We start from the raw sequence: 10463 nt of genomic DNA, 5'->3' as shown, positions 1-10463 counted from the left end.
AATCTTCGCAGTGGTAAAAAGAGAGGAACCTTTTGTAAATTTAACAAGATATAATTTGCACATGTCTTAGAATACACGAATCTTTTTTATTAGTATTTATTAGTGCAGTGCATTCGTGGCATTAAAAAAATCGTTTTTTGCGTTTTCCCGGTTTTCAGGATATAAGTTTATTTTCAGAATTACTTTTAGCCAAAACTTAAACTGTGTAACTCTATCTAGAAATAAACCTCTTCTTTGGTTTGTGGCAGAATAATCTTTCTCTGTTTCTCCTGGTTTCTATTTTGAAGATCAATTTTTACCCCCTTTTTAATGAAAATTTCTTTTTTAGATTTTCCATATTCCTTAGTATTCTCAACTTTTTTATTGAAAACCAATTTTCCTGTTGAAAGATTGAAATCTACATTTGTCCAATATTCCTCGGGTTTACCACTTTCTGAAGATAGCCCGATTAATTCAAAATGTCCGTTTTGAAACCTATATTTATCTGTGCCTCCCCATTTCCAGCTGCTTCCACCGTAATGAGTGATATTTAAAATGCCCTTTTCAATTTTTGTCCCCATATAAGGATCACCCATCATTCCACCGTCTTTACTTCCTAAAATTGCATTTCTGGATTTCTCCAAAATTGTCCATTTATTATTTACCTTCTTTAAGATCTGGATTTCTCGTATGTCTCCCGAATCATCTTTCGTCGGAATATTATACACTATTACTTTTTCGGGAATTTTATCACCATCCAAGTCGCCGTCAATGGTTTCATTAACTGTCGAACCTTTGGGTTGGAACTCGTTTTGAGCAAAACAAAATGTACTGAAAATAAAGGATAAAGTGCAGAATATTGTCTTCATAAAATATTTTGTGTTCTAAAATTACAAAATTATGTGTTTCATCAATGTCTATCTTTGATTGTTTCGATAAAAAAATCACTAACTTTGAACCTCAATTTGAGAAATAAATGGAAAATTTAGTTCAAGATACTACCGTTCAAAAACCAAAGTGGATTCGTGTAAAACTTCCTACCGGAAAGAACTACAGAGAGTTAAGAACTTTGGTGGATAAATATAAATTAAATACGATTTGCCAAAGCGGAAGCTGCCCGAATATGGGAGAATGCTGGGGAGAAGGTACTGCAACTTTCATGATTCTGGGAAATATTTGTACCAGAAGCTGTGGATTTTGTGGGGTGAAAACCGGAAAACCACTTGACGTAAACTGGGATGAACCTGAAAAAGTGGCTCGTTCAATCAAATTAATGAAAATCAAACATGCTGTTCTTACTTCTGTAGATCGTGATGATTTGAAAGATATGGGATCTATTCTTTGGGGAGAAACTGTAAATGCAGTGAGAAGAATTTCTCCGGGAACAACGATGGAAACATTAATTCCGGATTTCCAGGGAATTACAAAACACCTTGACAGATTGGTAGATGTTGCTCCTGAAGTGATCTCTCACAATATGGAAACGGTAAAACGTTTGACAAGAGAGGTGAGAATTCAGGCTAAATATGAAAGAAGTCTTGAAGTATTGAGATATTTGAAAGAAGCCGGACAAAGAAGAACAAAAACAGGTGTAATGCTTGGTTTGGGTGAAACAAAAGATGAGGTTTTCCAAACTATTGAAGATATAAGAAACGCCAATGTTGATGTTATTACCCTTGGACAATATCTGCAGCCGACTAAAAAACATCTTCCTGTAAAAAAATTCATTACACCGGAAGAATTTGACGAGTTTGGTGATTTTGCAAGAAGCTTAGGTTTCAGACACGTAGAAAGTTCACCGCTGGTAAGAAGTTCTTATCACGCAGAAAAACATATTCATTAAAAAATAACCGCTCATAAGCGGTTATTTTTTTGGAGACAAAATCACACGAATATTTTCACAAATTTCACAATGATTTCCAGTTGTTTTATCATTATTATTTGTTTTTACTAACCAATTTTGTCATCCTATAGGGACCTAACCGGTGCTATTTTATTTTCAGATACAATTTTTCAATCTTTTGGATCCTTTCGGGATAATAAAATAGGAGCTCAGCTATAAAAACAAATTCCATCAACTTTAGCTGAAACTTAAAATCTGCCTTATCAGTATAATCTGCGAGATTATATATTCTTTTTATCAATAGAGATGGGCTTAGTATGAAATCATCCGAATGTAACCGAAACCTAATCCATGCTATCTGTATCTTAAAATGATCAGCAGGAAGATTCCCGTTTAATCACTCCAATTCTGCCATTGATTTCAATCGCTTTGAAATGCCTTTTCTTAAATTCCGACGGGGTTTCATCCGTATGCTGCTTAAATAGCTTGTTAAAATATGACAAACTCTCAAAACCCACCTGAAAACAAACCTCTGTAACCGAATAATCTTTCAATAGTAATATTTTCGCCTGGTTGATCCTGTAGTTGTTGACAAAATCCGTAAATGTCATATTGGTTTGTTTTTTAAAATAACGACAGAAGGCAGGCGTACTAAGACTGACAATTTTGGCAATCTCGTTGACATTGGGCTTCTTATCATGGTTTTCGTGAATATAGTCATAGATCGTTCCCATTCTGATCTTATCATTCAAAAACCATTTGATTCTTGTGTCTTCTTTATTGAGTTCATTAACTTCCTTGGAATCGGCCAGAATTTGTAGAATTTCAAGAAGCCCCATCAGGGATTCAAAGGATTTTTTCTCTTTTATCATCTGAAGTTTTTCAACGACGATCCTTTTAGTATCCCCATAAAAAGATAGAGCAAGATGAGATCTTTCTAATAGGTTTTTAATGTTTTCAAATTCGGGAATTGGTAGAATAATATCCTGAAGGAAATTTTCCCGCATTTGCAGCACCAGTTGTTTGCATTCTGTCTGGATTCCGTAATCAAAATTAAGGTGAGGTACATTGGAGCCTATCAATAATAAATCACTGTCTGTAAAACCTGAAATATTTTTTCCGACATGTCGGATTCCATTTGTGGCTTCTACATATACAAGCTCTATTTCCGGATGATAATGCCAGAAAAAACAGTTTTTAAAAGACGGTGAAAACAGTTTGAAAGATTTCCCGTTTTCAAATTCTATACTTTCTTTCTGAATCTTCATTTTGTTCTCATTTGATTGTTTGTAGGTTTAAAATTAAATAAAAAGGTTAATATGGAGCAAATTTTTATCATCCCAAGAGAGGTAAAAATCAATCTTTCTTTCGATTTTTGCACTGTCAAAATAAAGATGGGAAATCATTCCCATTTTACTACCCATAAATTCAGAAAAAAGAACATACAATGAAGATTGATAAAAGGATAATACCACTGGCAATTGGTGGTTTAGGAATAGGAACAACGGAATTTACCGTTATGGGGCTGTTGCCGGATATTGCCAAAACATTGCAGATCTCAATTCCACAAGCGGGACATTTGATTTCTGCTTACGCGATGGGAGTCGTAATCGGAGCTCCTCTTCTTATCGGATACTCTGTAAAATTTCCTCCTAAAAAAGTTTTAATGGCTTTTATGGTGCTTTTTACTCTATTTAATGGGCTTTCGGCCATTGCTCCTGATTATACAACGATGCTGATCATCAGATTTATGTCAGGGCTTCCACATGGGGCATTTTTTGGAGTCGGAACGGTAGTGGCTTCTAAAATGGGTGGAAAAGGAAAAGAAGCATTTTATATATCTATGATGTTTACAGGGCTTACGGTAGCCAATCTCGCTATGGTTCCTCTGGTAACTTATATTGGTCATACATACCATTGGAGGTTTTACTTTGCCATTGTAGCAGTGATTGGCCTTTTTGCTTTGTTATTTTTAAAATTATGGCTTCCTAATATAGAAGCGAATCAAAATACACACTTCCTGGAAGAACTGAAGTTTTTGAAAAACAAACAATCCTGGTTAGTGCTGGGGATTACAGCAATCGGGTTTGGAGGACTTTTTACATGGTTTAGCTATATTACTCCTTTGATGACGGGGATTTCCGGAGTACAAAGTAGCCAGATGGCTTATGTAATGGTGCTTGCCGGTGCGGGGATGGTAGTTGGGAATCTGGTTGGAGGAATTGTTTCGGATAAACTGGGCCCTGAAAAAACATGTGCACTTTTAATTTTCCTGATGATGATTTCTTTGACGGGAGTATTTTTCCTTTCCGAACATCAGAATATTGCTTTTGTTCTCACCTTTATGTGTGGAGCTTTATCTATGTCTATTGCGGCGCCGATCAATATTATGATGATGAAAGCCGCACCAAAAAGCGAAATGATGGCGGCTGCTTTTATGCAGGCAGGTTTTAACGTAGCGAATGCTTTGGGAGCTTTTCTGGGAGGAATTCCTTTAGAATACGGATTACCTTTCAATTATCCGTCGCTGGTAGGAGTAGGAATGACTTTTATAGGACTAGCCATAAGCATCAGGTATATGTACTTGTATGGAACAGGAACTTCCTCTGAAGAAGAAACGATAGCAGAATGTGTTTCTTGTGATAAATAAACCGCTTTTTTACGTAAAATATAAAACCGGCTGTTTTCAATCTTGAAACAGCCGGTTTTATTTAAAGTAGGTTTATGCCTCTACCTCATTTCCATTTTTACACCAATAAAGGGCATTGTATAAATTTTCTTTAGGGAAAGATTTAAATTCTCCCGGCATCAGAACACTGAAAATACTTGTGAAATCCTGTACCCCTTTTTTGTCTGTGACAATAGCTGTACGATTCCAATTGGTTAGATTTTCAAGGCCTAAAAGGGCATCTTCAAGCCATGCTCCTATGGTGAAATTATCCAGATCAGTATCCAAATATAACAAGTAATTCAACTCACCAAATTGGTCTACTTTCTCCTTCACACGTGGAATTACCAGCTTCTCAAAATCTTCTTTCGTTATTTCTCCGGTAGCATTAAATGCTGCAACATTTTCCGGAGCTTCTGGAATAATTGTTATCATAGTGAATATTTTTAACGTGGTTTGATTAAAAGAAAACAACAATAATTACACCATGAATCATTTGAAAATAGTTAAAGTATTTATAAATATTTTTATTTTTAATGTAAAATATTAATATGGATCTTAAGTCGAATGAACCTTTTTGGCTTTTAAAAAACGGTTTGATAGCTTCTTATCCTTCTCTGAAATCCAATGAGCATTGTGATGTTTTAATTATTGGAGGTGGAATTACGGGTAGTCTTATCGCTTATCAAATGATACAAGATGGATATGACACTATTCTCATCGATAAGAGAGAATTGTGTAACGGAAGTACTTCTGCTACCACTTCAATGTTACAATATGAAATAGATATTCCTCTCTTCGAATTGATGGAGAAAATTGGAAACAAAGGAGCTGTAGATAGCTATAAAGCCTGTTCCGACGCCATTGATACCATTGAAAAACTTTCAGGATTGATACATTCTAAAGCTGGCTTCAAAAGAAAAAAATCGCTCTACTTTGCCTCAAAAAAGAAAGATGTTGAGTGGCTGAAAAAAGAATATGGAGCTAGAAAAGAGATCGGTTTCGATGTAAATTGGCTAAATGCGGAACAAATATTGAAACAATTTGGATTTGAAAATACGTATGGCGGGATTTTATCAAAGCAGGGTGGAAGTATTGATGCTTTTCAATTTGCTCACGAATTATTCAGGCATAATGTGAAAAAAGGATTGAAAATTTTTGATAAAACAGAAATGGTGAAAGTAGAGGAACATAAAGGTTTTAATCTGATTACTGCAGAGAACGGGTTTTGGATTAAAGCAAAAAAGATAATGTATTGCATCGGATACGAAAGCAAGAACCTTATTAAAGAAAATTTCGTGAATCTGAAAAGCACTTATGCAGTTGTTTCTGAAATAGACCATGAAAAATTCAGGAATATCAGCAATAGCCTTGTTTGGAATACCGATGATCCTTATCTCTATATGAGAACAACCGATGATGGAAGACTTTTAATAGGTGGTGGTGATGAAGATTTTTATGATGCTGAAAAAAGAGATTCAATACTAGATAAAAAGAAAAATGAAATTTTAAAATCCCTAAAGAATATAAAACCGGACTATCATTTTTATCCCGATTTCGTCTGGGCCGGAACCTTTGGTGAAACTAAAGACGGATTACCCTATATAGGTGAACATAAAGAATTTAAAAATTCCTACTTTGTATTAGGCTTTGGAGGCAATGGAATTACCTTTTCCGTAACAGGAATGGAAATGGCTTCTTTATTTATGAAAAACAAAAAGCATCCTTTATCCCGATATTTTAAATTCGGAAGATAAACTAGAGCTCAATTAAATATCAATAGAAGCGGGCTTTAGCCCGCTTAAAAAATAAAAAATATTTCAATTGACTTTAGTCAAAACATATTTCTTATTATTAAATCCGGTGTATATTTTTACAAATTATATCCATTCTTTTTCGCTAGTTCAAGGATTGAACTCTCGATAGCTTTTCCCAGATCATCAGAATCATCCGTTCCTCTTTTCTTCATTTCTTCGGAAATGTAGAATTGACGTTTTTTAGAAAGTTCTTCAATTTCTTTTTGTATTTTCTCACGTTCTGTCGATTTGGAGGCAATTACCTTTTTAATTTCTTCTTTGCTTTTTCCTTTCAACTCAGCAGGAAGCTCACTCTCCTTTACGGAAGCAATGAATCCGGCATCTTTTTCTATTTTATCCACCAAATCCCAATGATCGTTTTGGTACGCATTCTTTTTCGACTTGGCTACGGTTCTTTCTACAAGATTAGAAACAGACTGTATTTCTGCATTTTTATCCTGAGCTATCTGCTTGATTTTATATTCTGAACCCCGATTCCCATAATAGATATAGGTATTGTTTAGTTTAGCGTTGCATTCGGAAATTCTAATGTCGTAGGGCGTTTCAATATAGATTACTTTTCTGTCACTGTCGATATTGAAGTATTTGCCTCCACCAATTGTCGCTCCGTTTTGCCAGTAGCTTTGGATGCCTTCTTCACGGCTGCCGCAGAAAATGGTATTGGTATAGATATTTTTATCTTTTGCTTTTGAAATGACATTCTTATAATCTATTTTTCCTTGATCGAATGGTTCATTACCCGCAATATAAATGAGTTTCATGCTTTTTTCATTACCATCCCAGTTCAGATTGGTAGAAGCATCGCGAATAACAGCACCGCAATATTCACTGCCGCCATTGGTTTTTAAAGCAAATAATTTTTCGGAAACAAGATCCAGATCCTGAGTAAGAGGAGTAACCTGGCGGATATAATTTTCATCCCGAATTCCATCATTACCATATTCATAGAGGGCTATTTCAATTTGAGGTGATTGACCGTTGTATTTCAATGTTGTTAGGGTATTGACGATATTCCACAATCTGGATTTTGCCTGATCAATCAATCCGTCCATACTATTGGAAGTATCGAGTAAAAGAGCGACTTGAATTTTATTTTCCTTAGCATTAATATTTGTAGTAGCCAAAGAGGTAGTGTGTACAGATAAGTCATTACTTTTTAAACATTGAAAAGAGTTTCCGGAGCTTAAGAAAGTAGTACTCGCAGCGAGAGTTAAAATTTTTAAAGTTGTCATATTTTTATTTTTTATAGGTTATTTATTAAGGTAGAAGTTGTATTTTGAAGTAAAATTATCTTTATCAATGACTAAAAATTTGGAGACTTGGTGAAAAGCTGGTTTCGCTTGGTGAAAAGATGAAATAAAAAAGACAGTTCGAAAAAGAACTGCCTTTTAAATCTGTTAAAGAATTTCGTATCTCGTTTTGATACTGTATTTCAATTTGATATTTTCGATATTGTCAAAAGAAAAATCTACGGGAGCATCAGCAGCCTCCATTTGTATATTACTCATTCTACTTTTGTAAGCCACCGGTAAAACAGTATCGCTGGTGTAATCTTCTATTTCCACGATCTCAATGGCATTTCCTGTTTTTTTACCCATGCTTTCCAACAGATAATCTGCTTTTTCTTTAGCTGCTTTTAAAGCGTTGATCTTTACAGTTTTTCTAAAGTCTGCAATTTTGGTGTTTTTTACTTCCGCAATACTCAGATTACTTACCCATTTTTGATTTAAATCCTCAAAAATTTTGCTGATGTTTGCTTTTGTACTGGCTTTAAATTGATAGTTTTTGGAAAATTTCCCCGTTTTGGAATAAAGATTTTGGTACATCGATTTGAATTTGATGTCTTCATTTTTGATTCCGGAACTTTTTAAAGTTTCAAAAAGTTTCTTTTCATTATCTGCCAGATCATTTTTGTTGTCTGCTTTTATCCCGATATTAAAGATAATTTCATCAGGTTCTACTTCCATTTCTGCAACTCCGGTTACTTCGATAGCGTTTTTCTTTACTTCCTGAGCTTGTACGAAACTTCCCAGAGTAAGAATTCCGATCAATAAAAAATGTTTCAATTTCATAATTTCCTGTTTTTAATTTTAAATTCTGAGGTAAAATTAGTAACCTATGAAACTGAAAATCGGGAGACTTGGTGAAAGAGAACTTTCACTTGGTGAACTAATACAAAAAAGCAACCTTTGATAAGATTGCTTTTAAAGTGATTATTTAGGCTTCTGAATATCCTGTTTTAATATAAGAAATAAACTTTTGAAATTTTATTGTCTTTGATCTCGTAAATAGCTGTAGCCTCCACTTTTTTACCAGCTGTCATTCCGGAAACACTTTCTTTATCAATAACAGAATTAAGATTAATAATTCTTTGTTTAATCTCACAATGCAAACCAGGCGCATTTTTGAAAAGAGTCTCGTAGGTTTTTCTCATTTTTTCTTTTCCTTTTCCGATTAAAGTATTGGGAAATGAGTAAAGTTCTACGTCATCGGCGTAAGGTTCCAAAAAAGCGTCTATATCCCTTGCATTATAAGCGTTTACTTGCTGTTGTACCAATATTTCAGGAGTTATTTTCAGTATTTTCTGTGGATCCATTGGTACTCCATTCTTAAAGACCATATCGATTTCTGTAAGATGATCAAGATTATCAATAGGGTTCGCTCTGAGTAAGACCAAATCGGCAAACTTTCCAGTTTCTATACTGCCGTATTGGGCATCTTTGCTGAGAACCTTCACAGGATTAATCGTTGCAGATTGAAGGATTTGCCAGTTATCCATTCCACTTTGCTTCATGGCTTTAAGTTCATCCATAAAAGAAGAAGCATGTTGAGTTCCTATATTTCCGGCGTCTGTACCGGCCGCAATAGTGACACCACCATCTGATAGTTTTTTCAGATTAACCCTCCTAATAGAATCTGTTTTGGATACATAAGCGTTGATCTGAGGAGAGTTGAATCTCGCTTTGTATTTTTTTATCCATGTTGAATCAGATGTATCCTCCAGATGTCTCAAATCATATATAGAGCCGATACTTTTGGAATGAGCGTTTTCCAGTTCGTAGGTATTGTAATGCTTTTTCTGCCCATAAGTATCGTAATAATTATCTGAAACCGTAAGGGTAGGGCATAATATAATTTTTTTAGATTGTAAGAGTTTTACAAAATCATCAGAAATCACTTCGTCTTCAATATCATGAACCAGATAGCTAGCTCCATTCAAAACTGCTGTCTCAGCGGTAAAACGCTCGGTGGCGTGTACAGCTACTTTAAGATTATGTTTATGGGCTTCTTCAATGGCAGCCTTTATAATAGGCTCAAGCCTTTTTGCTTCTTCTTTCTTCTTTTGGGCATCGGTACCTCGTACAATATACCATATTTTAATAAAGTCAGGTTTATAGGGCAATTGTTCCAGAACATATTTCCTGGCATCTTCTACTGTTAAAGCTAGTTTGAACGGTTCGTCTTTATCAAGATTTTTAAATACTTCCGGCTCATATGTGGTAATAAGAGGTCCGGACATATAGACAGAAGGTAAATTTTCATTCTTTTTTAAAGCATCCCGAAGTAAAAGAAAGTTATAAGTAGCCCCAGGATCGATGACAGATGTTATTCCTGTTTTGAGATAATGTTGAAGAAAGTTTTCCATGTTTTGATGGCCCCATTTAATTTCTTGTTCATAGGGAACATGTTTTCTTAAATCGAGAGCATCAGGTCTCGTGTATAGCCCACCACTTTGGAAAAAATGAATATGAGAATCGGTCATCCCCGGAATCAGATATTTACCTTCACCATTGATAAGAGTGGCATTTTGAGAAACCTTTACTTGTTTATTGGGTTTTACGGCAGTAATGATACCATTATTGATAATAATTGTCTGTGCAGGAATCATTTTCTTATGAATGACATCAGCTACCGTTACATTCTGAATATATGTTTGTGCCTGTATATTGACGGAGCAGAAAATAATGGCAAGCAATATTTGGAATTTTTTCATGGTATTTTATTAAAAGGAAGTTTACAAATATAATAAAAGCTTTGTATGTAAGAACTTGGTAAAATAGGTTTTTGACTTGGTAAAGAATAGAGAAGGATCAACAAAGTTTTAGTTACTTTGCAATAAAGATTTAAAATCCGTGAAATTAATTTTAAAAATAAT

Annotated in this window: 9 protein-coding genes; 3 read left to right on the top strand and 6 right to left on the bottom strand. The window is 34.7% G+C overall.

Features of this window, described 5'->3' with window-relative positions; genetic code table 11:
• Window positions 1–215: 215 nt before the first annotated feature.
• Window positions 216–848 carry a hypothetical protein gene (locus tag CW752_RS06955; RefSeq protein WP_101239030.1) on the bottom strand — a complete coding sequence of 211 codons (633 nt, stop codon included), beginning with the start codon at window positions 846–848 and terminating at the stop codon, window positions 216–218.
• A 107-nt stretch (window positions 849–955) separates the two neighbouring features.
• Here CW752_RS06955 and lipA point away from each other — a divergent pair, with 107 nt between their 5' ends.
• Complete coding sequence (lipA, locus tag CW752_RS06950) at window positions 956–1822, top strand: lipoyl synthase (protein ID WP_101239029.1); 867 nt, start codon at window positions 956–958, stop codon at window positions 1820–1822.
• A gap of 374 nt (window positions 1823–2196) precedes the next feature.
• Here lipA and CW752_RS06945 read toward each other — a convergent pair whose 3' ends face one another.
• Entirely contained in the window at window positions 2197–3090 is an 894-nt protein-coding gene (locus tag CW752_RS06945; RefSeq protein WP_101239028.1) for an AraC family transcriptional regulator, read from the bottom strand.
• Between the two features lie 179 nt (window positions 3091–3269).
• On the opposite strand from CW752_RS06945, the gene CW752_RS06940 reads away from it, so the two are divergent.
• Window positions 3270–4472 (top strand): MFS transporter, encoded by a 1203-nt coding sequence (locus tag CW752_RS06940; protein ID WP_185117589.1) that lies wholly within the window; start codon window positions 3270–3272, stop codon window positions 4470–4472.
• 72 nt (window positions 4473–4544) lie between these two features.
• On the opposite strand, the gene CW752_RS06935 is transcribed toward CW752_RS06940, so the two are convergent.
• Window positions 4545–4925, bottom strand: a complete 381-nt coding sequence (locus tag CW752_RS06935) for an STAS/SEC14 domain-containing protein (protein WP_101239027.1) — start codon at window positions 4923–4925, stop codon at window positions 4545–4547.
• A 116-nt stretch (window positions 4926–5041) separates the two neighbouring features.
• Between CW752_RS06935 and CW752_RS06930 the strand changes: the two genes are divergently transcribed.
• A complete protein-coding gene (locus CW752_RS06930) occupies window positions 5042–6247 on the top strand; it encodes an NAD(P)/FAD-dependent oxidoreductase (protein ID WP_101239026.1) in 1206 nt (401 codons plus the stop codon).
• Between the two features lie 116 nt (window positions 6248–6363).
• Here CW752_RS06930 and CW752_RS06925 read toward each other — a convergent pair whose 3' ends face one another.
• From CW752_RS06925 to CW752_RS06915, 3 genes are all read right to left on the bottom strand, one after another.
• Entirely contained in the window at window positions 6364–7539 is a 1176-nt protein-coding gene (locus CW752_RS06925; protein ID WP_101239025.1) for a vWA domain-containing protein, read from the bottom strand.
• Between the two features lie 165 nt (window positions 7540–7704).
• Window positions 7705–8379, bottom strand: a complete 675-nt coding sequence (locus tag CW752_RS06920) for an SIMPL domain-containing protein (RefSeq protein ID WP_101239024.1) — start codon at window positions 8377–8379, stop codon at window positions 7705–7707.
• Between the two features lie 167 nt (window positions 8380–8546).
• Window positions 8547–10301 carry an amidohydrolase family protein gene (locus CW752_RS06915; RefSeq protein ID WP_101239023.1) on the bottom strand — a complete coding sequence of 585 codons (1755 nt, stop codon included), beginning with the start codon at window positions 10299–10301 and terminating at the stop codon, window positions 8547–8549.
• Window positions 10302–10463 lie beyond the last annotated feature (162 nt).

Source organism: Chryseobacterium sp. PMSZPI (assembly GCF_002835665.1).
GTDB lineage: Bacteria > Bacteroidota > Bacteroidia > Flavobacteriales > Weeksellaceae > Chryseobacterium.
This window is presented reverse-complemented; position numbering and strand designations above follow the sequence as displayed.

What these genes read in the sequence shown, in the direction of transcription:
- CW752_RS06925 (WP_101239025.1), bottom strand. Translation starts at nt 7,539, where the DNA reads ATGACAACTTTAAAAATTTTAACTCTCGCTGCGAGTACTACTTTCTTA.
- CW752_RS06955 (WP_101239030.1), bottom strand. Translation starts at nt 848, where the DNA reads ATGAAGACAATATTCTGCACTTTATCCTTTATTTTCAGTACATTTTGT.
- CW752_RS06935 (WP_101239027.1), bottom strand. Translation starts at nt 4,925, where the DNA reads ATGATAACAATTATTCCAGAAGCTCCGGAAAATGTTGCAGCATTTAAT.
- CW752_RS06915 (WP_101239023.1), bottom strand. Translation starts at nt 10,301, where the DNA reads ATGAAAAAATTCCAAATATTGCTTGCCATTATTTTCTGCTCCGTCAAT.
- CW752_RS06945 (WP_101239028.1), bottom strand. Translation starts at nt 3,090, where the DNA reads ATGAAGATTCAGAAAGAAAGTATAGAATTTGAAAACGGGAAATCTTTC.
- CW752_RS06940 (WP_185117589.1), top strand. Translation starts at nt 3,270, where the DNA reads ATGAAGATTGATAAAAGGATAATACCACTGGCAATTGGTGGTTTAGGA.
- CW752_RS06930 (WP_101239026.1), top strand. Translation starts at nt 5,042, where the DNA reads ATGGATCTTAAGTCGAATGAACCTTTTTGGCTTTTAAAAAACGGTTTG.
- lipA (WP_101239029.1), top strand. Translation starts at nt 956, where the DNA reads ATGGAAAATTTAGTTCAAGATACTACCGTTCAAAAACCAAAGTGGATT.
- CW752_RS06920 (WP_101239024.1), bottom strand. Translation starts at nt 8,379, where the DNA reads ATGAAATTGAAACATTTTTTATTGATCGGAATTCTTACTCTGGGAAGT.